The sequence below is a fragment of the Mycolicibacterium helvum genome, from assembly GCF_010731895.1.
GTDB classification, from domain to species: domain Bacteria; phylum Actinomycetota; class Actinomycetes; order Mycobacteriales; family Mycobacteriaceae; genus Mycobacterium; species Mycobacterium helvum.
Genome location: NZ_AP022596.1, coordinates 4,824,011 through 4,846,924, shown reverse-complemented (window position 1 = coordinate 4,846,924; position 22,914 = coordinate 4,824,011). Strand labels below are relative to the sequence as shown.

Genomic DNA, 22,914 nt, shown 5'->3' with positions numbered 1-22,914 from the left:
ACAGCCCCTGCGTTAGGCAACACAGGCGCTATCGATAGCGCAGGCCCGAATCTAAGAGACACTGGTTGTCACGGTACAAGGGCACGACACCGTGCCCGGGCACCGCGAGGAGGCGGAGACGATGACTGACGAGCAAGGACAGCAGTACCAACCTGAGCAGACCGGAATGTATGAACTGGAGTTTCCGGCGCCCCAACTGTCCGCCCCTGACGGGCGTGGACCGGTGATGATCCATGCTCTCGAAGGGTTCTCCGATGCCGGCCACGCTATTCGCCTGGCCGCCGAACACCTGAAGAGCAAGCTCGACACGGAGCTCGTGGCCTCATTCGCGATCGACGACCTGCTGGACTATCGGTCCCGTCGCCCGCTGATGACGTTCAAGACCGACCATTTCACCGACTACGACGATCCGCAGCTGAACCTGTACGCCCTGCGCGACAGCCTCGGCACGCCGTTTCTGCTGCTCGCTGGCCTGGAGCCGGACCTGAAATGGGAGCGGTTCGTGACGGCCGTGCGGCTGCTGGCCGAGCGGCTCGGGGTGCGCCAGACCATCGGACTGGGCACGATCCCGATGGCAGTCCCCCACACTCGCCCGGTGACGCTGACGGCGCACTCGAATAACCGCGAGCTGATCACCGAGTTCACCCCCTGGGTGGGCGAGGTACAGGTCCCCGGCAGCGTGTCCAACCTGCTGGAATACCGGATGGCCCAGCACGGCCACGAAGTCGTCGGGTTCACCGTCCACGTGCCGCACTATCTGGCCCAGACCGACTTCCCGGCGGCTGCCGAAGCGCTGCTGGAGCAGGTGGCCAAGCTGACTTCGCTGCAGGTGCCGTTGCGGGCGTTGACCGATGCGGGCGAGGGTATCCGCGCCAAGATCGACGAGCAGGTAGAGGCCTCACCTGAGGTGTCTCAAGTGGTGAGCGCACTGGAGCGCCAGTACGATGCTTTCGTTGCCGCTCAAGAGAACCGGTCGCTCCTGGCACGCGATGAGGATCTTCCCAGCGGTGACGAACTGGGTGCGGAATTCGAGCGCTTCCTGGCCCAGCACGCCGACGACTTCAAAGACGGGTTCACCGACAACGGGGACACCTAACGCGAGGTCCACCGCACCAACGACGGGGTTGCCAATGACGCAGCGAAAGCCCAATCTGCAGCCCGTGCGGGATGTGACGCCCACGCTGCATTTCCGGACTATTCACGGTTATCGGCGGGCGTTCCGAGTCGCCGGGTCGGGTCCGACGCTGCTGCTGATCCACGGGATCGGCGACAACTCGACGACGTGGCATTCGGTGCACAGCAAGCTCGCCCAGCGTTTCACCGTCATCGCCCCGGACCTGCTGGGGCACGGCCAGTCAGACAAGCCGCGGGCGGACTATTCGGTGGCCGCGTACGCCAACGGCATGCGCGATCTGCTCAGCGTCCTCGACCTCGACAAGGTCACGGTGGTCGGTCATTCGCTCGGCGGCGGTGTGGCGATGCAATTCGCCTACCAGTTTCCGCAGTTGGTCGAGCGGCTGATCCTGATCGGCGCCGGTGGAGTGACCAAAGACGTGAACATCGCTCTGCGAGCCGCCTCGCTACCGCTGGGCGGCGAGGCACTGGCCCTGCTTCGGCTGCCGCTGGTACTGCCGGCCCTGCAGGTCACGGGGCGGGCACTGGGTACCCTCTTCGGCTCGACGGGCCTGGGCCGCGACCTGCCCGATGCCCTGCGCATCCTGACCGATCTGCCTGAGCCGACCGCGTCGTCGGCGTTCACCCGCACGTTGCGCTCGGTGGTGGATTGGCGCGGGCAGGTGGTGACCATGCTCGATCGATGTTATTTGACTGAATCTGTTCCCGTACAACTTATTTGGGGTGACCAGGATGCGGTCATCCCGGTCAGCCATGCCCGCATGGCCCACGCCGCCATGCCGGGCTCACGGCTGGAGATCTTCGGCCGATCCGGACACTTCCCGTTCCACGACGACCCCGACCGCTTCGTGGAGGTCGTCGAGCGGTTCATCGACTCCACGGCACCCGCCGAGTACGACCAGGACTCGCTGCGCGATCTGTTACGCACCGGACTGTCGGAGCGTTCGGTCACCGGCACGCTCGACACCCGGGTGGCGGTGCTCGACGCGATGGGCACCGACGAGCGCAGCGCTACCTGACGCGCTCTACCCCCTAACGGGCATCGTAGAGTCGAAATATGACTGTCGACGTTACCGTGTTGCGGGTATTCACTGACGAGTGCGGCAATTTCGGCAATCCGCTCGGGGTGGTCGACGCATCGACCGTGCCCGCCGCCGAGCGGCAGCGCATCGCCACCGAATTGGGTTACAGCGAAACGATATTCATCGACCTGCCGGACGAGGGGTCGACCACCGCGCACGCTCGTATCTTCACCCCGGCCACCGAGCTGCCGTTCGCCGGACACCCCACCGTGGGCGCGGCCTGGTGGCTGGCCGAACGCGGCACCCCCATCCGCACCCTGCAGGTCCCGGCCGGGATCGTGCAGATCAGCTACGACGACGCCTTCACCACGGTGCGGGCGCGGGCGGAATGGTCACCGGAGTTCGCCGTTCACGAGCTTGATTCGGTGGACGACCTGCTGGCCACCGAGCCGGGCGACTACCCCGACGATGTCGAGCACTATGTGTGGACCTGGCTCGATCGCGACGGCGGGCACATTCGCTCGCGGATGTTCGCCCACGACCTCGGCGTCGTCGAGGACGAGGCGACCGGCTCCGCGGCGGCGCGGATTACCGACTATCTGAGCCGAGACCTGACGATCACCCAGGGCAAGGGATCGCAGATCTATACAACGTGGAATGCCGAAGGATGGGTGCTGGTCGCTGGTCGCGTGGTCAGCGACGGCGTGCGGCAGCTGGGCTGACGACGGCTCAGCCGGAGGTACCGACCGCGCGGTGGGCGCGCAGCGCCTCGATCTCGCGCTCGAAGTCCTCAGCGGAGCTGAACGAGCGATAGACCGATGCAAAGCGCAGGTAGGCGACCTCGTCAAGTTCGCGCAGTGGGCCGAGTATGGCCAGGCCCACCTCGTGGCTGGGGATCTCGGGGGAACCGGCCGCCCGCACAGTGTCCTCGACCTGCTGGGCCAGCAGATTGAGCGCATCGTCATCGACGTCGCGACCCTGGCACGCCCGGCGCACCCCGCTGATCACTTTCTCCCGGCTGAACGGCTCGGTGACTCCACTGCGTTTGACGACCGCCAGCACGGCGGTCTCCACAGTGGTGAACCGTCGACCGCATTCCGGGCAGGACCGGCGCCGCCGGATGGCCTGGCCCTCGTCAGCCTCTCGGGAGTCGACCACCCGGGAGTCGGGATGGCGACAGAACGGACAATGCATGACCGCTCCTTCGCCTCCGATGCAGCTCGATGGTTCGAGCCACCCAGAGCCTACCTGCGCCGTCCGTCGAGCGGCCACGTCCCGGAAACTCGGACGAGCGAGACCCCCGCCATCGAGGCCGCTTGTCCGGCACACGTTTTGGCCAGCCATGACGCCCCGCGGGTCAGCCGATGGGCGCGATCAGGGTCTGCCCGGCATCCAACGAGGCCGAATCGAGCTTGTTGAGGTCGCGGATGCGCTGCATGACCTGCCCGGCTGGCGCATCTGGGGCCACCCGGCCCGCGAGCTGCTGCAGTGTTTCCCCCGCCTGGACCTGGACCACGGCGAGCTGATCCGGCAACTGGTCGGTGGCGGCCATCGGAGTGCCACTGAGATGACCCACCAGCCCTAGCCAGAGGGTGATGAGCGCGGCCACCGCGGCCAGCGCGATGGTGACGGCGGTGCTCACCGGCCGGCGTGTGTGCGGCGCGCGCGAGAAGCTGACCCCGGTACCGGGGTAGTGCATCGGCGCGGTGGCCGGGCGCGCCGGGTACGGCCGGCGGGCGCGGGGGCCGGCGGGACGGCCGCGAACGGGTGCGACGGGCCTGACCGCTGCCCGGGGGCGCATCGGTCGTACCGGTGCCGATGGGAAAGCCTGCCGATCATCGATGACTGTCACGTCTGCTTCCTTCCTCCAAGACGCCCACTGTTCGCTCTTGTGTTCGAACTGTACTCGATCATGCGTTCGAAATACGAACATGTGAGCGAGCGTGTCTGAAGATTAAATCCGGCCACCGACAAGTTTTGATATGTCGCGATTCGGCTGGTCACCAGCGCGATCTTCCAGCGCGACACGCCACGGTCGAACAAGTGTTTGATTATCAATGCTCGCACGACTAGATTCGGGCCCATGAGCGACCGCAGTGAGACAGCAGGTGCCGCCTCCGGACTGACCGAGCGGCAGCGAACCATCCTCGAAGTGATCCGCGCCTCGGTCACCACCCGCGGCTATCCCCCGAGCATCCGCGAGATTGGTGACGCCGTCGGCCTCACATCGACGTCATCAGTGGCACACCAGCTGCGCACCCTCGAGCGCAAGGGCTACCTGCGCCGTGACGCCAACCGGCCGCGCGCCGTGGATGTGCGTGGCTCCGACGATGCGACACCGGTGCGCACCGAGGTCACCGGCTCGGACGCCCTGCCCGAACCGACGTTCGTACCGGTGCTGGGCCGGATCGCGGCCGGCGGCCCGATCCTGGCCGAGCAGGCCGTCGAGGACGTCTTCCCACTGCCGCGTGAACTGGTCGGCGAGGGCTCGCTGTTCCTGCTCAAGGTCGTCGGCGAGTCCATGGTTGATGCCGCGATCTGCGACGGCGACTGGGTGGTGATCCGCCAGCAGAACGTGGCCGACAACGGCGATATCGTCGCGGCGATGATCGACGGCGAAGCGACCGTGAAGACGTTCAAACGCACCAGTGGCCAGGTCTGGCTGATGCCGCACAACCCGGCATTCGACCCGATTCCCGGTAACGACGCCGCCATCCTGGGCAAGGTCGTCACCGTGATCCGCAAGATCTAGCCCCGATACCCAGGGGCCAAATCCCCTGGGCCCGATCCAGGGGCGAGGCCCCTGCTGAGCCGGACCCAGGGGGCAAGGCCCCTATTCCGCCTTGATGAAGCCGTTCGCCTGAGCGAGTTCCTCACTGGCGAACCATACTTCGGGCACGGTGTGGTCGTAGAGGGCCGACTCCGGGGTGTAGTAGAGCCCCGAATGGGTGTTGGCCTTGATCACGTAACCCTCGGGTGCCTGATACGGATCCGACAGAGGAAGGTGGATTGCCGGGCGCGACGAGGCAGCCCCAGCCGGCACGTCGGACTGCAGGACCTCGGCCGGCTCGGTGATCGGTTGAGCCTCGTCGGCGGCGTCCTCCGGCTCGACGATCTCGGCCCCGGCATACTCCGCGGGCTCAGCAGCGCGGCGCCGCCCCCGCGGCTTACCGAGCTCACCCATATCGAGCCGCCACATGGACTGCGACTCGCCAAGATTCACCACGGCATGGCGCCCTGAGTCGGTGGCCTGGTCGTCGTCTTCGATCTCTTCGATCTCTTCGATCTCTTCGACCTCGGCATACTCGTGCTCGACGGGCACCTCGGCTTCATCCGTCTCGTCGGGATCCACCAGCTCGGGGGGAATGCGAGTCGGCGTGGTGTCGATGGAGTCCTGGTCACCGTCGAACACGTCCTCGGGCCCGGGTTGCGACTTGTCCTCGCCGCCCGGCTGCGCCCAGGCGAACCCAGGTGCCTGAGCGACCTGCACGCGGCCACCATCGGGATATGTCGCAAAGCGGCTGGTAGGAGACACACCTGCGGGACCGGCGTCATCGCCGGGCCAGTGATCGTCATCGTCGTCGTATTCCGAGTCATGGAAGTCGTCGTCGACCTCGATGTCGGCGCTGCGACGGCGCTGCAGCCAGAGCAAGCCCAGCGCGATCACCGCCACCAGCAGCAGCGCCGGAATGGCGATCAACAGCCACCACCAGTGCCAGGTGAAGCCCTTGCCGGAAGTCGGTGCTGCCGGGCCCGCCTGCGGCCCGGTTGCGTTGGGTACCTGCACCCCAGCCAGCTCGCCGGCCAGCTCCGGTGGTTGGGTGGTGAACCTATTGGCCGCCTTGTTCCAGGAGATCTCGCCACCGCTGAACTTCTGGGTCACGGTGTCGCCGTTGGCACTTTGCTCGCCGGTCGGCACGCCGAGCTTTCCGCCGGCCCCGCCCAGCTTCGACCACGCGGCGTTGATCGCGCCACGCACCACGATGGCGCCATTGTCGGGTGTCCAGAAGATCACCGGCTTGTCAGCGGCGCTGAATGCGCTGACCCGACTGTTCGGGGCACCCCCGTCGGCCTCGGTTCCGGTCGGCAGGCCGAGATCACCGGTCGGTCCGCCCTGCGCCTCGTACTTCGTGAGGATCGCGCCCGTCACGGCGTGTGCGCCGGTCGCCGGTGAGTAGAAGATCTTGCCACCGGCATAGTCCTGCACAGCACCATCGGTGCCGACCGGACTTTGGGCGCCCTGCCGGGCACCGAGCGGGCCCGAGAGCCCGCCGGCGGCACGCCACGCCTCGTTGATCGCCGTTGTCGGGTCAGTCGGGACCTCGATACCGACCAGGTTGCTCGCCAGTTCGGGAGGCACCGTGGTGAACGTCTTGGCGCTGTTGTCGTAGGAGATCTCACCGCCGGTGAATTTCTGGTTCACCACGGAGCCGTCGAAAGTCTCGTCGCCGGTGGGCACGCCCATCGTGCCGGCCGAGCCGCCGAGCTTGTCCCACGCCGCGTTGATCGCACCGCGCACCACTCGCGCGCCGGTGTCGGGCGTCCAGAAGATCGCCGGTTTGTCACTGGCACTGAATGTGCTGACGCGACTGTCCGGACCAACCAAGCCGGCCACTTCGTCAATCGTGGGGAAGCCGAGGTCGCTGTCGGCCGGGCCACCAAGCGACTGGTACTTGTCCAGGATCGGTCCGAAGAGAAGGTGCGCACCGGTGGCCGGGGTGAAGAAGATCTTGCCGCCGCTGAAGTTCTGGGCGAACCCGTCGCCGACCGCGTAGACGTCGCCGTCTTTGGTGCCCACCGGAGAACCGTCGCCACCGGCGGCCTGCCAGGCCTGATCGATGGCATCACTTGCATCACTGTCGGGGGTTGCGATCGCCCCGGGCGCGAACAGCAGAGCCGCTGTAGCCGTCGCGATGACGGCGAGCGCCATCCGCCCGACGCCTCTACTGAGACGACTTCCAAGCCAGGTCATGCACTCTCCCCGCAGTTTCGGTCAAGATGCTTCCCCTATCCTCCGTGTCAACTGTGCGTCAGCACTTCACGACACGCGGCGTTTCCCTAGATAAGCCGCACGTAGGTAAGGCGTAAAACTCCGGAAAAGTCGAGCACAAAGCCAAGCCATTCGGATCACCGGGTCGTACATAGCGGACCAAGGTTACTAGAAACCCCAGGTCATCCCAATAGTTTGGGCGAGGCGCCCAGGCAATTCCAATGGGGTGGGCTAGACACCCAGGCTGCGGCCGATGATTTCCTTCATGATTTCGGTCGTCCCGCCATAAATCGTCTGAACCCGCGCGTCCAGGAAGGAGCGCGCGACCGGATATTCGCGCATATAGCCGTAGCCGCCGTGCAATTGCAAGCAGCGGTCGACGAGATACACCTGCTTCTCGGTGGAATACCACTTCGCCATCGACGCCTGCTCGGCGGAGAGTTTTCCATCCAGGTGCAGCCGGATGAACTCGTCGACCATGATGCGTACCGCGGTGGCTTCGGTAGACAGTTCGGCCAACAGGAAGCGGCTGTTCTGCTGGCTGCCGATCGGCTTGCCGAACGCCTTGCGTTCCTTGGCGTATTGCAGGGTCTCCTCGAGCACACTCTCCATCGCCGCGGCCGCCATCACCGCGATGTTGAGGCGCTCCTGCGGCAGGTTCTGCATCAGGTAGATGAAGCCCATGCCCTCCTCGCCGAGGAGGTTCTCGGCGGGAACATGGGTGTCGGTGAACGACAGCTCGGCGGTGTCCTGGGCGTCCAGGCCGATCTTGTCGAGGTGCCGGCCGCGCTCGAAGCCCTCCATGCCGCGCTCGACGACCAGCAGCGAGAAGCCTTGCGCACCCTTCTCGGGGTCGGTCTGGGCGACCACGATCACCAGGTCGGCGTTGATGCCATTGGTGATGAACGTCTTGGAGCCGTTGAGGATGTAGTGGTCGCCCTCTTTCACCGCCCGGGTCTTGATGCCCTGCAGGTCGCTGCCGGTGCCGGGTTCGGTCATCGCGATGGCGGTGATGTACTCGCCGCTGCAGAACTTGGGCAGCCAGCGCTGCTTCTGCTCCTCGGTGGCCAGATGCAGCAGATACGGGGCGATGATGTCGTTGTGCAGGCCGAACCCGAGCCCGCTGTATCGCCCGGCCGCGGTCTCCTCGGTCAGGATGACGTTGTAGCGGAAGTCCGGGTTGCCCCCACCGCCGTACTCCTCCGGCACGGCCGTGCCGAGAAAGCCCTGCTTACCGGCCTCGAGCCAGACCCCGCGGTCGACGATCTTGTCCTTCTCCCACTCCTCGTGGAATGGCGCGACGTGCCGATCGAGGAAGGCCCGGTATGACTCGCGGAACAGGTCATGTTCGGGCTCGAACAGGGTCCGCTCGTACTTGACGACGGAGTTCTTATCTGGGCTCGATTTCAGGGCCATGGTTCCCTTCCGGACAGCGCTCGAGTTGTTGCGACGAGGATAGACCAACCGGATGGTTGGTCGCCTAGGGGCCTGCGCCGCCGGCCGGCACATAAACTTCTGCCATGCCCGATGCCCCCACCAGCCTCACGCACTGGGGTGCCTTCAGCGCGACGGTGGCCGACGGCGAGATCACCACGGTCGCCCCCATTCCCGGCGACGCCGACCCCTCTCCCCTGCTCGGCAACATCCCAGGCTCCCTGCGTCACCGGTCCCGGATCGCCACGCCCGCCATCCGCCGCGGGTGGCTGCGCGACGGACCCGGCCCCAGTACCGCACGGGGGGCCGACGAGTTCGTCGCCGTGGACTGGGACGAACTCGCCGATCTGCTGGCCACCGAGCTGCGCCGGGTGGTCGACACTCATGGCAACGAAGCGATCTACGGCGGCTCCTACGGCTGGGCTAGCGCCGGCCGCTTCCACCACGCCCAGAGCCAGGTGCACCGTTTTCTGAAACTTCTTGGCGGGTATACCTTTTCGCGACATTCCTACAGCCTCGGCGCCACCGGCGTGATCATGCCGCGGGTGGTCGGCACGCACGACGACCTGTTCAAGCGATCGACGGACTGGAACGTCATCGTCGAGCACACCGACCTGCTGGTCTGCTTCGGTGGGGTGAACCTGAAGAACACCGGCATCAACCACGGCGGTACCACTGGTCACCCAGCCCGCGGCGCGCTGCAGCGCTTCCGCGCCAAGGGCGGTCGCATCGTCTCGATAAGCCCGCTGCGCAGCGACGTCGAGGGCGACTGCCGCTGGCTGCCCGCCATTCCCGGCACCGACGTGGCGATCATGCTGGCGCTGGCCTACGTCCTAGCCACTGAGAACCTCGCCGACCGGGAGTTCCTGGACACCTACTGCACCGGTTACGAGCAGTTCGAGCGCTATCTGCTCGGCGCCGACGACGGCCAGCCGAAGTCTCCGCAGTGGGCCTCAGGCATCTGCGGCGTCGAGGCCGCGGTGCTGACCGAGTTGGCGACGACGATGGCCGCGCAGCGCACAATCGTCACCGTGAGCTGGTCGTTACAGCGGCTGCGCCATGGCGAGCAAGCCCCGTGGATGGGGTTGACCCTGGCGGCTATGCTGGGCCAAATCGGGCTCCCTGGAGGCGGTTTCGGCCACGGCTACGGATCGATGAACGAACCCGGGCTGCCACCGGTGCGGGTTCGGCTGCCCTCGCTGCCACAGGGCATCAACCCGGTGCGGACCTTCATCCCGGTGGCGGCGATCAGCGACATGCTCCTGCACCCCGGCGAGACGTTCACCTACAACGGGCGCACGCTGACCTACCCCGATATCAAGTGCGTGTACTGGGCCGGCGGCAATCCCTTCCACCACCACCAGAATTTGCCCCGGCTGCGTCGAGCGCTGGCCCGGGTCGACACTGTCGTCGTGCACGATCCGTACTGGACGCCCATGGCCCGGCACGCCGATATCGTCGTCCCCTCCACCACGGCGTTCGAACGGGACGACTACTCCGGGTCGCGCAACGATCCGCAGCTGGTGGCGATGCCGGCCCTGGCACGTCCATATGCGCAGTCCCGGGACGACTACGCGACCTTTGCCGCGCTGGCCGACCGATTGGGCTTCGGCGAACAGTTCACCGAAGGCCGTACAGCGCGGCAGTGGCTGGAGCACCTCTATGAAACGTGGTCGGCTGAAGTCGATTTCGCTGTCCCCGATTTCGACCAGTTCTGGGCCGACGGATTCCTGGCGCTTCCGGTCGAATCCGGACTGACCCTGCTGGCCGACTTCCGCGCCGACCCGCACGCGCATCCGCTGGCCACCCCGAGCGGCAGGATCGAGATCTTCTCCTCCGACGTCGACGGGTTCGGCTATCCCGACTGCGCGGGCCACCCGCGTTGGTACGACCCCGTCGAATGGCTCGGCGGGCCGCGCGCCGAACGCTTCCCGCTGCACCTGCTCGCCAACCAGCCCGCCACCCGGCTGCACAGCCAGCTCGACGGAGGCGCGGTGAGTCAGGATGCGAAAATCCAAGGGCGCGAACCGCTCCGGATCCATCCCAGCGATGCCGCGCAGCGCGGCCTGGTCGGTGGTGACGTGGTGCGGGTGTTCAACGACCGCGGATCCTGCTTGGCTGGGGTTGTCGTCGACGAGGCGCTGCGCCCCCGGGTGGTGCAGTTGTCGACGGGTGCCTGGTACGACCCGCTGGACCCGACTGACCCGGATTCGATGTGCGTGCACGGTAATCCGAACGTACTGACCGACGATGTCGGCACCTCGTCGCTGGCCCGCGGCTGCACCGGTGCCGCCGTCCTGGTTCAAATCGAGAAGTTCGACGGCCCGCTGCCGCCGGTGCGGGCGCATGAACCGCCGGTAATTCGATAGCCGTTTTCTCAGGTTTGTCGCACGTTCGACGGCGGGCCCTCGGCCGCCGCCTAACTGCTGTACTGGCGCAGGATCGCCGCCAGCGCCGCGGGCACCCGTGCTTTGAGGCGGGTCCCCGCCTCGGTGTGCTCGACGGCGTCGACGTGTCCGTCGCTGTGCAGTCGGGCCACCAGATCACCACGCTCGTACGGGATCGTCACGTCGACGGTGATCTCCCGCGGTTCGACCAGCTCGCCGAGCCGGGCACGCAGACGTGGGAGGCCCTCGCCGGTGTGCGCCGAGACGAAGACCGCTCCCGGCAGCGCCTTTCGCAGCTGGGCGAGGGTCAAGTCATTGGCGGCGTCAATCTTGTTGACCACCAATAGTTCCGGCGCCGGGGGCGCGTGGTGGTCGTTTTGCACCTCGCGGATGACCTGACGCACCGCCTCGATCTGGGCCAGCGGATTGCTGTCTGATCCGTCGACGACGTGCACCAGCAGATCGGCGTCGACGACCTCTTCCAGGGTGGAACGGAACGCCTCGATCAGCTGGGTGGGCAGGTGCCGGACGAATCCCACGGTGTCGGTGAGGACAAACGGCCGACCGTCGTCGAATTCGCCACGGCGCGTGGTCGGTTCGAGCGTGGCGAACAGCGCATTCTGCACCAGCACACCGGCGCCGGTCAGCGCGTTGAGCAGGCTGGACTTGCCGGCGTTGGTGTAGCCGACGATCGCGACGGACGCCATATCGCTGTGCAACCGGCGGCTGCGTTGGGTGTCGCGGATCTGCTTCATGTCTTTGATCTCGCGGCGCAACTTCGACATTCGCTCGCGGATTCGGCGCCGGTCGGTCTCGATCTTGGTCTCACCCGGGCCGCGAGTACCCACGCCACCGCCGCTGCCGCCTGCACCACCGCCTTGCCGCGACATCGATTCACCCCAGCCACGCAGCCGCGGCAGCATGTATTCCATCTGCGCGTACGCCACCTGAGCCTTGCCTTCCCTGCTGGTGGCGTGCTGGGCGAAGATGTCCAGGATCAGTGCGGTCCGGTCGATAACCTTGACCTTGACCACCTTTTCCAGCGCGTTGAGCTGGGCGGGGCTGAGTTCGCCGTCGCAGATCACGGTGTCGGCGCCGGTCGCGATCACGACCTGGCGCAGCTCTTGGGCTTTGCCCGAGCCGATATAGGTGGACGGATCGGGCTTGTCACGGCGCTGGATCAGTCCTTCGAGGACCTCGGAGCCTGCGGTCTCGGCCAGCGCGGCCAGCTCGGCGAGGCTGGCTTCGGAGTCGGCGGCGCTGCCCTCGGTCCACACCCCCACCAGGACGACCCGCTCGAGGCGCAGCTGGCGGTACTCGACCTCGGAGACGTCGGTGAGTTCAGTGGATAGCCCGGCGACACGCTTGAGGGCCGCACGGTCCTCGAGCGCGAGTTCGCCGACGCTCGGGTCGGGAAAGTCAGATTTCGTCATAGGCGGTTAAGTCTCATAGGCAGTAATCGATGGTGTCACGGGTGTCCAACGTCGTGCATCCCATTAACGTGCCGTCAGAGTTGTGCCGCCCACCATGCGTCGGCCACCTCGCCATGGGCCACCAGGCACGACGGACCCCGCAGGGAGCTGCTGGTGTGGCTCACTTCGACGGTGACCTCCCCACCGGGAATGCGCACCCGCAGCGTGCCGGTCGTCATGTTGAGATGCGCCAGCGCGGCGACCGCGGCCGCGACCGTCCCGGTGCCGCAGGAGCGGGTCTCGCCGACACCGCGCTCGTGCACCCTCATGCTCACCGCGCCGTCACCGGCGATGGTCAGCACTTCGACATTGACGCCGTCGGGGAATTGTCCGTGGTCGAACTGCACGGGCGCGGCCACATCGAGAGCGGCCAGCGTCGCCTCGGACAGGCCGGGATCCAGGCAGGCCAGGTGCGGGTTGCCGACGTCGACGCCGACACCGGTGAAATGCCGGCCGCCGACGGTGGCGGTCCCGGTTCCGAGCAGGTTGACCTTGCCCATGTCCACGGTGACCTCGGCCTCGAGCGCATCAGCGTGGTGCACGACGACCGGTCGCGGCCCGGCCAGCGAGCCGACCACGAACTCGTCGCTCTTCTCCAGTCCGCTGGCCCGCAGGTAATGCGCGAACACCCGCACGCCGTTGCCGCACATCTGAGCGACCGAACCGTCGGCATTGCGGTAGTCCATGTACCAGTCACCGGCGGCGACACCTTCGGGCAGCCGGTCCAGCACACCGGCGGCGACGACCGCACCGGCGGTGGTGACCCGCAAGACGCCGTCGGCGCCCAGACCCCGGCGCCGGTCGCACAGCGCGCTCACCGCGGCGGGTGCCAGCTCCAGCTGCGCGTCCAGGTCGGGCAACAGCACAAAGTCGTTCTCCGTGCCATGCCCCTTGGTGAAGATCACCTGATCAGGATACGTGCCGCCACCGGGTGATCACCTCGTCGGCCAGGCCGCCGGCCGCACCGTCGAGCCAGTGGATGCGGTGGTCACGGCGAAACCACGACCGCTGCCGGCGCACGTAGCGCCGGGTCCCGATGAAGGTGAGGTCGCGAGCCTGCCCCAGCTGCTCGTCGGTGCCATCGGCATCCAGCGCGGCAATCACCTGGGCATAGCCAAGAGCGCGGGCGGCAGTCACGCCCTGGCGAAGCCCGCAGTCCAGCAGCCCGCGCACCTCGTCGACCAGCCCGGTATCGAACATCGCGTCGGTGCGCTGCGCCAGTCGCTCATCGAGAATACTTGTCGGCCAATCTAATCCGATGATCAGCGTGTCCCAGCGGGGTGCCCCGATACGGGGCGCCGAGGCGGCGAACGGCTGGCCGGTCAGCTCGACCACCTCCAGCGCGCGCACGATCCGGCGGCCGTCGGTGGCCAGGATCGCCGCCGCTGCGGCCGGGTCACGGCGACCCAGCTCGGCGTGCAACGCGGCCACCCCGATCTCGGCGAGCTGTTCTTCCCACCGGGCCCGCACGTCGGGGTCGGTGGCCGGGAAGGCCCATTCGTCGAGCAGGGACTGGACGTAGAGCATCGAGCCGCCCACGATCACCGGCGGCGCACCGCGGGCCGCGATGGCCTCGACGTCGGCAGCGGCGGCCTCCTGGTAGCGCGCGACGGTCGCGGTCGCGGCGACGTCGAGCACATCGAGCTGGTGGTGTGGGATGCCGCGACGCTCGGCGGCCGTGAGCTTGGCGGTGCCGATGTCCATACCGCGGTATTGCTGCATGGCGTCGGCATTCACGATCTCGCCGCCGAGTCGCTCGGCCACATCCAGGGCGAGCGCCGACTTGCCGGTGCCGGTCGGACCAATGACCGCTATCGGTCTCACTCGGTCAATTCCCGGGTCGCTGCGCTCCTGCCCTCCGGAACCCAAAGCCCGACGAAGTACCCCACCCCGTACGGCGCGCCCCGCACCAGCTCCCTGGCCGCCCGCGGCGCGGGTTCGGTGAGCCCGGCCAGCACCTGGTAGCCGACCCGGCCGACGATGCCGCCGGGCAGCCGGGTCAGGGCGGCGGCATCGCCGCTGGCCAGTGCATCGTCGAGCGCGGCCTGGACCGGCACCGCGTCCGGGTCGTATCCACCGGGGGCGGGTGGGGTGAGCGTGTTGGCGCCGTCAGCCACCACCAGGACACCGATCGGGTCGCCGGCGGCGTCGATTTCGGCGCGCAGCGCCCGGCCCAACGCCACCGCCGTGTCAGCGTCATGGTCGGCGCGGTACACCCGGACTTGCGCGTGGGCCGACGGGTTGGCCCGCCCTCGCAACCACCCGGTGAACAGTGCGCACAGTGGCAACGCACTGACTGCCGGACCCGCGTCCGGGGACAACGCGACGGGAACGTCCACCCCGTAGCCGGCGAATGTTCCGCGGGTGTCGGGGCCGATGACCTGGTCATCCGGGCCAACGCCGATGGCGATCCAGCGATCCGGGAGCTCGGCGACCGCAGCCAGTGCCGCGGCGCGGAATTCGGCGACCTCGGCTGCCGCCGCACCGGCCAGCTCCGGCACCAGGACAGGTGCTGAGGGAGTCAGAGCGATGGCGGACAGCACGCCACACACGGTAGTGGCCGTCAGCCGGGCACACTCTCGGTGGCGGGCGCATCCTTGTCGGCGACCTCCCCGCGCGCCAGCGCGGCCGTCGCGAGAACCATCGCCGCGAACGCAACGATCAGCAGGAACCAGCCGGCGTCGCCGGGCCTCAGTGTCTCGCCGAGCACGAAGATGCCCAGGATCGAGCCGACCACCGGTTCGGTGACCGTCATCGTCGGCAACGACGCCGCCATCGACCCGGCCCGGAACGAGGATTGCTGCCACATGGTGGCGCCCACCGCCACCAGCGCCCACGCGTACAGCTCCGGGCTGACCAGCACCGCCTCCAGGCCGTGGTCGAGACGGCCGACGACGCCCTTGGTAAGCACCGCGAACAACCCCCACAGCGATCCGGAGACCAGCGCCAGCAGCACCGCGGCCGCCGGCTTTGCCCGGCCATTTTTCGGGTCGCTTCCCGCCTGCCTGCCACCCAGAATCTTCGCCCCGACCACACACCCGACCAGTGCCGGACCCATGATCGCGGCCACCCAGATCCACAGTTCGAGGCCAGCGCGGGAATGCCCCTCGGTGGGATTGCCGACAGTCACGATCACCGCCACCGACGCCGCCAGCAGCACTGCCCACAGCCACTGCGAGCGGCTGACCCGCCGGTGTGCGAAGTAGGCGCTCAGCGGCAGGGCGAACAGCAGCGAGGTGACCAGCAGGGCCTGGACCAAGAGCACGGAACCGAATCCGAGCGCGGCGGCCTGGAATCCGAACCCCGCGCCACCGGCCACGCTGCCCACCCACCACGTCTTGTCACGCAGTAACCGGGTGAACAACTCGATCGGGCTCAGCTGTTCGTCGGTGACTTCGTGCGTCGATCGCTGCTGAATCACGTCACCGATCGCGATGAAGAACGCGGCGCACAACGCAAGCAGGACTGCGATATCCGCCCTTGCCATGACCGATCTCCTCCGCCCTCGAAGCCGCCAGCCTGCCCGCCGATCGCCGCCGCCCGCAACCTCAGACCGGCCAACCCGGACGCACATGTGACATCGACCTGGTTCAATACCAACGAGGACGGCCCACCGCAAGCGCTCGGGTCGTCGACCATGCACCAGTGGCGCCGCGTCGCGCGGCAGATGCGCGGGTGACCGCGCGGAGGGTAGGTGAGGCGAGCCCATGACCATCGACGAACCCAATGCCGGCGGATCCCCGAGGCCGGGACCCCGACCGGGACCGCCCCGGCCGGTACCCAAACCCCACCCCCCCACTGCCCCGCTGGCGGTGCCGCCGTCCAGCGACCCCCACCGGTTCGGCCGCATCGACGACGACGGAACGGTGTGGCTGATCACGTCGTCCGGCGAACGCTCCATCGGTTCGTGGCAGGCCGGCGACACCGAGGCCGCCTTCGCCCACTTCGGCAGGCGCTTCGAGGATCTGGCGACCGAGGTCACGCTGATGGAGACCCGCCTGGCCTCGGGCACCGGCGACGCCCGCAAGATCAAGGCGGCCGCGGCCGCGCTGGCCGAAACCCTGCCGACCGCAAGCGCTCTCGGTGACCTCGATGCGCTGGCCGAGCGGCTCGGTGCGATTCGCGACCACGCCGAGGAAACCGCGGCCGCCGACCGGGCGCGCCGCGAGGAACACCGCGCTGAGCAGACCGCCCGCAAAGAGGCGCTGGCCGCCGAGGCCGAGGAGCTGGCCAACAGCTCGACGCAGTGGAAGGCCGCCGGCGATCGGCTTCGGGTAATCCTCGACGAGTGGCGCACTGTCACCGGCCTGGACCGCAAGACCGACGATGCATTGTGGAAGCGCTATTCGGCGGCTCGCGAGACGTTCAACCGCCGGCGCGGCTCACACTTCGCCGATCTGGACCGCGAACGCGCCGGCGCCAGGCAGGCCAAGGAAGCACTTTGCATGCGTGCTGAGGAGCTCTCCGGGTCCACGGACTGGTCGGCGACGGCGACGGCGTTTCGGGATCTGTTGACCGAGTGGAAGGCAGCCGGCCGGGCGGCCAAGGACGTCGACGACTCGCTATGGCATCGGTTCAAGTCCGCGCAGGACACGTTCTTCGCCGCACGCAACGCGGTGAACGCCGAGCGAGACAGCGAGTTTGCGGCCAATGCCACCGCCAAGGAGGCCTTGCTGGCTGAGGCCGAGAAACTCGACACGTCCAACGTGGATGCGGCTCGCTCAGCGTTGCGGACGATCACCGACAAGTGGGATGCGATCGGCAAGGTGCCGCGGGAGCGGTCCGCCGACCTCGAGCGGCGGTTGCGTGCGGTGGAGAAGAAGGTGCGTGACGCAGCCGACTCCGGCCGGATCGATCCGCAGGCCCGGGCCCGCGCTGAGCAGTTTCAGGCGCGCGTCGAACAGTACGAACGCCAAGCGGAGAAGGCCGAAGCAGCGGGCCGCACCAAGGACGCCGCAGCGGCCAGGGCCAACGCCGAGCAGTGGCGGCAATGGGCGGATGCGGCGGTCGAGTCGCTGGGTAAGCGCTAGCGAGAAGTCCGGCGCGGGCGAGTCAAGAATTCTCCTCGCGGCGGTCCACATCCTCGAGCAGGGTTCGAGACTGGCTCTTGGCGGACGCGATCCGGCGCTGCTCCTCTGCGGCCAGCTGCACAGCGGTACGGGTCCATACGACGCGCGCCCAGTGAAACGTCAGCAGCATCACCGCAAACCAGCCCAGCAGCAGCCCGATGCCCGGGCCGGGATTTCCGTGTGCGGCGGTCTGGCGCGACCAGACGGCCAGCAGCCCGAGCGCACTGGCCAGCGAGGAACCGGCCAGGGCGATCCAGGCCAGCACCCAGCGCCGGGTCGTCAGCGCCAGCATCGAGAACCCGACGCCGAACACCAGCGCGAACCAGCTGAAGAGCCTGGAGGGCAGGGCGATCCCTACGCTGATTGCCTTGCTATCCCCCATCAGCACATCGACGCCGCGTGCGCCACCGGTGTGCGGCAGGATCAGCGACACCAGCAGGATGAACACCAGGATGGCCACCACCATGGCACGGGCGCCCGGCTGAATCTCGCCGGCGACCTTGCGTTCGGCCGCCTCGATCTCGGACCGGTAGGCCTCACTTCCGTCGTCTTGTGAGCGATCGTCTGCTGGGCTTCTCATCGCGAACATCCCGTCGTCTCTTCGATGCGCGGCCGGCCCACCGGGGGCAACCCCAACCCGACCGTGCGGGGCCGGGTGCCCGCGGCGTGGGCGTCACCAGCCCGGGTGCGCCGGTGGCTGAGCAGCGGCGCATCGGCGATCAGGTGGTGCGGTGCCGCGCCGGTCACCGTCGTGGTGACGATGTCACCGGGCCGCAACTCGGCTTCGCCCGGCGTGAAGTGCACCAGGCGGCCGTCGCGGGCGCGTCCGCTCATCCGGGCGGTGCTGGCGTCCTTGCGACCCTCGCCGGTGGCCACCAACAGCTCGACGTGGGTGCCGATCTGGGCGGTATTCTCCTCGAAGGAGATCTGCTCCTGCAGTTCGATCAGGCGTTGATAGCGTTCTTGCACAACAGCTTTGGGCAGCTGGCCGTCGAGTTCGGCGGCCGGGGTGCCGGGCCGCTTCGAGTATTGGAAGGTGAAGGCGGTCGAGAAGCGGGCTTGGCGCACCACGTCGAGGGTGGCGGCGAAGTCGTCCTCGGTCTCGCCGGGGAAGCCGACGATGATGTCGGTGGTGATCGCCGCGTGCGGCATGGCCGCGCGGACCCGGTCGATGATGCCGAGGTATTTCTCGGCACGATAGGAGCGCCGCATCGCCCGCAGCATGCGGTCGGATCCGGATTGCAGCGGCATGTGCAGGGCCGGGCAGACATTCGGGGTCTGGGCCATGGCCTCGATGACGTCATCGGTGAATTCGGCCGGATGCGGTGAGGTGAACCGGACCCGCTCCAGTCCCTCGATGCGGCCGCAGTCGCGCAGCAATGCGGCAAACGCGCCGCGGTCACGCGGGGTGTCCGAGTCGGCAAACGAGACACCGTAGGCGTTGACGTTCTGGCCCAGCAGGGTGATTTCCAGCACGCCCTGGTCCACCAGCGATTGCACCTCGGCGAGGATGTCCCCGGGACGGCGGTCCACCTCTTTGCCGCGCAGCGCCGGCACGATGCAGAACGTGCAGGTGTTATTGCAGCCCACTGAGATGGAAACCCATGCCGCGTAGGCAGATTCGCGGGCGGCGGGCAGCGTGGAAGGGAATTCCCGCAGCGACTCTTCGATCTCGACCTGAGCCTGCTGGTTGTGGCGCGCCCGCTCGAGCAGTGTCGGCAGTGAGCCGATGTTGTGGGTACCGAAGACGACGTCGACCCACGGCGCCTTCTTCAGCAGGCCGTCACGGTCCTTCTGGGCCAGGCAGCCGCCGACGGCAATCTGCATGTTGGGGTCGGCCTGCTTGCGCGGCGCCAGGTGGCTGATGTTGCCGTACAGCTTGTTGTCAGCGTTTTCGCGCACCGCGCACGTGTTGAACACCACCACGTCGGCGTCGGTGCCCTCGGGCGCCCGGTGATATCCGGCGGCCTCGAGTAGTCCGGCCAGCCGCTCGGAGTCATGGACGTTCATCTGGCAGCCGTAGGTGCGCACCTGGTAGGTGCGCCCAGCCCCCGAACTGGGCAGTTCGCCCGCCGGGTGGTCGTTGGTCAGCACCGATGTCACATGCTCATCGTACGGAGCGGTTGGTGTACCGGAGAAATCGCGGATCGGCCAACGCTCGGCAATCTGGGGGTTACCTGGGTATGGTCTGAACGCATGGGACGCAGCGGCGACGAGCCGATGATCTCGGTCAAGGGCGTCAATAAGCACTTCGGCGAGCTACACGTGCTCAAGGACATCAACCTCGAGGTAGACCGCGGCCAGGTCGTCGTGGTGTTGGGCCCGTCGGGTTCGGGTAAATCGACGTTGTGCCGCACCATCAATCGCCTGGAGACGGTCGACTCCGGCACTATCACCATCGACGGTGAGCAATTGCCTTCCGAGGGGCGCAAACTCGCGCAGCTGCGCGCCGACGTGGGCATGGTCTTCCAGTCGTTCAACCTTTTTGCGCACAAAACGATCCTGGAGAACGTTGCGCTGGGACCGGTGAAGGTGCGCAAGGTCGCCAAGGACAAGGCCCGCGAGAACGCGTTGGCATTGCTGGAGCGGGTCGGAGTGGCCAACCAGGCCGACAAGTACCCGGCCCAGCTGTCCGGCGGTCAGCAGCAGCGGGTCGCCATCGCACGATCGCTGGCGATGAATCCGAAGGTGATGTTGTTCGACGAGCCGACCAGCGCGCTGGACCCGGAGATGATCAACGAGGTGCTGGCGGTCATGACCTCGCTGGCGACCGATGGCATGACGATGGTGGTGGTCACCCACGAGATGGGCTTTGCTCGTAAGGCCGCCAATCGGGTGGTGTTCATGGCCGACGGCGCAATCATCGAAGACGCCCCGCCCGCTGAGTTCTTCGACAATCCGCGCTCGGAGCGCGCCAAAGATTTTCTCGGCAAGATCCTCAATCACTAGGGCGAAAGGAACACCCACCGTGCCTGTTTTTCCTTGGCCGTCCCGGTCTCGTAATTCTTGGCGGGTCCTCGGCGCCGCTGTCATCGCTGTCGCATTGCCGTTCGCCGCGACCGGGTGCGGTGGTGGCAGTAGCAGCGACACGCTGGTGATCGGCACGAAGTTCGATCAGCCCGGTCTGGCGTTGAAGAACCCCGACGGCACGATGAGCGGTTTCGACGTCGACGTGGCCAAGTATGTCGCCAAGGAGCTCGGCTACCCCGAGGACAAGATCGAGTGGAAGGAAGCACCCTCAGGGCAGCGCGAGAACCTGATCCAGAACGGACAGGTCAAGTACATCGTCGCGACCTACTCGATCACCGATGCCCGCAAGCAGAAGGTCAGCTTCGCCGGGCCGTACCTGGTGACCGGCCAGAGCCTGCTGGTGCGCGCCGACAACACCGACATCACCGGCGCCGATTCGCTGCAGAACGGCAAGAAGCTGTGCTCGGTGAGCGGGTCGACCCCGGCGCAGCGGATCAAAGACAAGTACCCCGGCGTTCAGTTACAGCAGTACGACACCTACTCGGCCTGCGTCGAGGCGCTGAAGAACGGCGCGATCGACGCGGTGACCACCGATGAGGTGATCCTGGCCGGGTACGCCGCCCAGTCCCCGGGAAAGTTCAAGATCGTGGGCCAGCCGTTCTCCGAGGAGCGCTACGGAATCGGGCTGACCAAGGGTGACACCGCGATGTGCACCAAGATCACCGATGCACTGAAGAAGATGGAGTCCGACGGCGCCTGGAAGGCCGCGTTCGACAAGAACCTCGGTCCCGCCGGCATCCCCGCACCGGCTCCGCCAGCCCTCGACGGCTGCTGAGGCCATCCCGACGTGGAGGTCTTCAGCGAGTTTCGCGGCCAGATCTTCGAGGCGTTCTGGACGACGATTCAGCTCACGGTGTTCTCCGCGGTCGGAGCGCTGATCCTCGGCACGGCGTTGGCCGCGATGCGGCTGGCGCCGGTGCCGATGCTCAACTGGCTGGGTACCGCGTATGTCAACGTGGTGCGCAATACCCCACTGACGCTGATCATCCTGTTCTGCTCGTTCGGGTTGGCGCAAACGCTGGGCGTCACGCTGGTGGATCCGAAATCAGCAACGTCCATCGAAGACAGCAACTTTCGGCTCGCGGTACTCGGGTTGACGGTCTACACCGCGTCCTTCGTCTGCGAGACAGTGCGCTCCGGGGTGAACACCGTGCCGCTGGGCCAGGCCGAGGCGGCCCGCTCGCTGGGCTTCACCTTCAGCCAGAACCTGCGAATGATCCTGTTGCCACAAGCTTTTCGGTCGGTGATCATCCCGCTTGGCTCGGTGCTGATCGCGTTGACCAAGAACACGACGATCGCTTCGGCGATCGGGGTAGCCGAGGCGGCATTGCTGATGAAGGAGATGACGGAGAACACCGCGGCGCTGGTGACGGTGGGCACCATCTTCGCGCTGGGCTTCGTGATACTGACTCTGCCACTGGGCCTGTTCTTCGGCTGGCTCGGTAACCGGCTGGCGGTGGCGAGATGAGTACTGCGTCGGTCCTATTCGATGCGCCCGGGCCCCGGGCCCGGGTCCGCAACCGCATCATCACCGGTGTCACGATTGTCGTTGCCGCACTGGTCGTCTGGGCGGTGCTCGCCAAGCTGACCAGCAAGGGTCAATTGACCGAAGCCAAGTGGCAGCCGTTCTTGACCGCCAACCTGTGGAAGACCTACGTGTTGCCGGGTATCGAGGGAACGCTGACCGCCGCGGCCCTCTCGATCGTGCTGGCCGGGGTCCTGGGGTTCCTGCTGGGGGTGGGACGGCTCTCGCAGGTCAAATTCATCCGCTGGCCGTCTGCGGTGTTCGTCGAGTTCTTCCGCGCCGTGCCCGTGCTGATCATGATGATCTTTGCGTACTTCCTGTTCGCGCTCTACGGCACCTTCCCGTCCAAATACCTGGCGCTGGCCGGTGTGGTGACGGGCCTGACGCTGTACAACGGGGCGGTGATCGCCGAGATCGTCCGCGCCGGCGTGAATTCACTGCCCCGGGGCCAAGGCGAGGCGGCGGCCGCCCTGGGGCTGCGCTGGGGCCAGACGATGCGGTCAATCCTGTTGCCGCAGGCCATTACCTCGATGCTGCCGGTGCTGGTGTCGCAACTGGTGGTCGTGCTGAAGGACACCGCGATCGGCTATCAGATCACGTTCGTCGAGATGGTTCGCCAGGGCACGGTCGTCGGATCGTCCTACGGCAATTACGTTCCCGCGCTGATCGTCATCGCCGTGTTGATGATCAGCGTGAACTTCACGCTGTCGGTGGCGGCCACAAAGCTGGAGAAGCGGTTGCGCCGCTCCAAGCGCGCGCCCGCCCCCATGCACGCGCAGGCGACATTGGAGCCGGGCGACTAGCTACTGCGGAGTCTTCGCCGCTTTCCCTGAGGTCTGGATCTGCCGTAG

21 protein-coding genes are annotated in these 22,914 nt (G+C 67.1%); 10 read left to right on the top strand and 11 right to left on the bottom strand.

Annotation, left to right across the window (positions count from 1 at the left end; genetic code table 11):
• The first annotated feature begins 121 nt into the window (after window positions 1-121).
• The 3 genes from G6N38_RS22785 to G6N38_RS22775 are packed head-to-tail and all read left to right on the top strand — an operon-like array spanning window position 122 to window position 2,878.
• A complete protein-coding gene (locus tag G6N38_RS22785) occupies window positions 122-1,096 on the top strand; it encodes a proteasome assembly chaperone family protein (RefSeq protein WP_163750259.1) in 975 nt (324 codons plus the stop codon).
• Between the two features lie 34 nt (window positions 1,097-1,130).
• Window positions 1,131-2,153 (top strand): alpha/beta fold hydrolase, encoded by a 1,023-nt coding sequence (locus tag G6N38_RS22780; protein ID WP_163750258.1) that lies wholly within the window; start codon window positions 1,131-1,133, stop codon window positions 2,151-2,153.
• A 38-nt stretch (window positions 2,154-2,191) separates the two neighbouring features.
• Window positions 2,192-2,878 (top strand): PhzF family protein, encoded by a 687-nt coding sequence (locus tag G6N38_RS22775; RefSeq protein ID WP_163750257.1) that lies wholly within the window; start codon window positions 2,192-2,194, stop codon window positions 2,876-2,878.
• Window positions 2,879-2,885: 7 nt separating this feature from the next.
• Here G6N38_RS22775 and nrdR read toward each other — a convergent pair whose 3' ends face one another.
• Together nrdR and G6N38_RS22765 are read right to left on the bottom strand one after the other, a co-directional pair.
• Window positions 2,886-3,350: a transcriptional regulator NrdR gene (gene nrdR, locus G6N38_RS22770; protein ID WP_163750256.1), complete on the bottom strand. Its 465-nt coding sequence runs from the start codon at window positions 3,348-3,350 to the stop codon at window positions 2,886-2,888.
• Window positions 3,351-3,513: 163 nt separating this feature from the next.
• Window positions 3,514-4,008, bottom strand: a complete 495-nt coding sequence (locus G6N38_RS22765) for a LysM peptidoglycan-binding domain-containing protein (protein WP_163750255.1) — start codon at window positions 4,006-4,008, stop codon at window positions 3,514-3,516.
• Window positions 4,009-4,239: 231 nt separating this feature from the next.
• On the opposite strand from G6N38_RS22765, the gene lexA reads away from it, so the two are divergent.
• On the top strand, window positions 4,240-4,908 hold the full coding sequence (gene lexA / locus G6N38_RS22760) for a transcriptional repressor LexA (protein ID WP_163750254.1): 669 nt from the start codon (window positions 4,240-4,242) through the stop codon (window positions 4,906-4,908).
• Between the two features lie 81 nt (window positions 4,909-4,989).
• Here lexA and G6N38_RS22755 read toward each other — a convergent pair whose 3' ends face one another.
• Together G6N38_RS22755 and G6N38_RS22750 are read right to left on the bottom strand one after the other, a co-directional pair.
• Window positions 4,990-7,128, bottom strand: coding sequence for an LGFP repeat-containing protein (locus G6N38_RS22755; RefSeq protein WP_163750253.1), 2,139 nt, complete (start codon window positions 7,126-7,128; stop codon window positions 4,990-4,992).
• A gap of 249 nt (window positions 7,129-7,377) precedes the next feature.
• On the bottom strand, window positions 7,378-8,562 hold the full coding sequence (locus G6N38_RS22750; protein ID WP_163750252.1) for an acyl-CoA dehydrogenase family protein: 1,185 nt from the start codon (window positions 8,560-8,562) through the stop codon (window positions 7,378-7,380).
• 104 nt (window positions 8,563-8,666) lie between these two features.
• Here G6N38_RS22750 and G6N38_RS22745 point away from each other — a divergent pair, with 104 nt between their 5' ends.
• Complete coding sequence (locus G6N38_RS22745) at window positions 8,667-10,949, top strand: molybdopterin guanine dinucleotide-containing S/N-oxide reductase (RefSeq protein ID WP_163750251.1); 2,283 nt, start codon at window positions 8,667-8,669, stop codon at window positions 10,947-10,949.
• 50 nt (window positions 10,950-10,999) lie between these two features.
• Here the strand turns inward: G6N38_RS22745 and hflX are convergent, their stop codons facing one another.
• From hflX to G6N38_RS22720, 5 genes are all read right to left on the bottom strand, one after another.
• The gene (hflX, locus tag G6N38_RS22740; protein ID WP_163750250.1) at window positions 11,000-12,400 is read right to left on the bottom strand and encodes a GTPase HflX; all 1,401 of its coding nucleotides are present in this window, start codon (window positions 12,398-12,400) and stop codon (window positions 11,000-11,002) included.
• A gap of 74 nt (window positions 12,401-12,474) precedes the next feature.
• Window positions 12,475-13,344, bottom strand: coding sequence for a diaminopimelate epimerase (gene dapF / locus G6N38_RS22735; RefSeq protein ID WP_163750249.1), 870 nt, complete (start codon window positions 13,342-13,344; stop codon window positions 12,475-12,477).
• Window positions 13,345-13,348: 4 nt separating this feature from the next.
• Entirely contained in the window at window positions 13,349-14,263 is a 915-nt protein-coding gene (miaA, locus tag G6N38_RS22730; RefSeq protein ID WP_163750248.1) for a tRNA (adenosine(37)-N6)-dimethylallyltransferase MiaA, read from the bottom strand.
• Window positions 14,260-14,982, bottom strand: a complete 723-nt coding sequence (locus G6N38_RS22725; RefSeq protein WP_163750247.1) for a class III extradiol ring-cleavage dioxygenase family protein — start codon at window positions 14,980-14,982, stop codon at window positions 14,260-14,262. The genes miaA and G6N38_RS22725 overlap by 4 nt, the downstream gene beginning before the upstream one ends.
• A gap of 20 nt (window positions 14,983-15,002) precedes the next feature.
• Entirely contained in the window at window positions 15,003-15,926 is a 924-nt protein-coding gene (locus G6N38_RS22720; protein ID WP_163750246.1) for a DMT family transporter, read from the bottom strand.
• A 220-nt stretch (window positions 15,927-16,146) separates the two neighbouring features.
• On the opposite strand from G6N38_RS22720, the gene G6N38_RS22715 reads away from it, so the two are divergent.
• Window positions 16,147-17,469 carry a DUF349 domain-containing protein gene (locus G6N38_RS22715; protein WP_163750245.1) on the top strand — a complete coding sequence of 441 codons (1,323 nt, stop codon included), beginning with the start codon at window positions 16,147-16,149 and terminating at the stop codon, window positions 17,467-17,469.
• 22 nt (window positions 17,470-17,491) lie between these two features.
• On the opposite strand, the gene G6N38_RS22710 is transcribed toward G6N38_RS22715, so the two are convergent.
• Window positions 17,492-18,088 carry an Rv2732c family membrane protein gene (locus G6N38_RS22710; RefSeq protein ID WP_170314177.1) on the bottom strand — a complete coding sequence of 199 codons (597 nt, stop codon included), beginning with the start codon at window positions 18,086-18,088 and terminating at the stop codon, window positions 17,492-17,494.
• Window positions 18,085-19,611 (bottom strand): tRNA (N6-isopentenyl adenosine(37)-C2)-methylthiotransferase MiaB, encoded by a 1,527-nt coding sequence (gene miaB / locus G6N38_RS22705; RefSeq protein WP_246227387.1) that lies wholly within the window; start codon window positions 19,609-19,611, stop codon window positions 18,085-18,087. Before miaB ends, G6N38_RS22710 begins: the two co-directional genes overlap by 4 nt.
• 117 nt (window positions 19,612-19,728) lie before the next feature.
• Here miaB and G6N38_RS22700 point away from each other — a divergent pair, with 117 nt between their 5' ends.
• From G6N38_RS22700 to G6N38_RS22685, 4 genes are read left to right on the top strand one after another with little or no spacing between them, the layout of a single operon-like run.
• Window positions 19,729-20,457 (top strand): amino acid ABC transporter ATP-binding protein, encoded by a 729-nt coding sequence (locus G6N38_RS22700; protein WP_170314234.1) that lies wholly within the window; start codon window positions 19,729-19,731, stop codon window positions 20,455-20,457.
• Between the two features lie 19 nt (window positions 20,458-20,476).
• The gene (locus G6N38_RS22695; protein ID WP_163750242.1) at window positions 20,477-21,313 is read left to right on the top strand and encodes a glutamate ABC transporter substrate-binding protein; all 837 of its coding nucleotides are present in this window, start codon (window positions 20,477-20,479) and stop codon (window positions 21,311-21,313) included.
• A gap of 12 nt (window positions 21,314-21,325) precedes the next feature.
• On the top strand, window positions 21,326-22,006 hold the full coding sequence (locus G6N38_RS22690) for an amino acid ABC transporter permease (protein ID WP_163750241.1): 681 nt from the start codon (window positions 21,326-21,328) through the stop codon (window positions 22,004-22,006).
• Window positions 22,003-22,866, top strand: coding sequence for an amino acid ABC transporter permease (locus G6N38_RS22685; RefSeq protein WP_163750240.1), 864 nt, complete (start codon window positions 22,003-22,005; stop codon window positions 22,864-22,866). Before G6N38_RS22690 ends, G6N38_RS22685 begins: the two co-directional genes overlap by 4 nt.
• Window positions 22,867-22,914 lie beyond the last annotated feature (48 nt).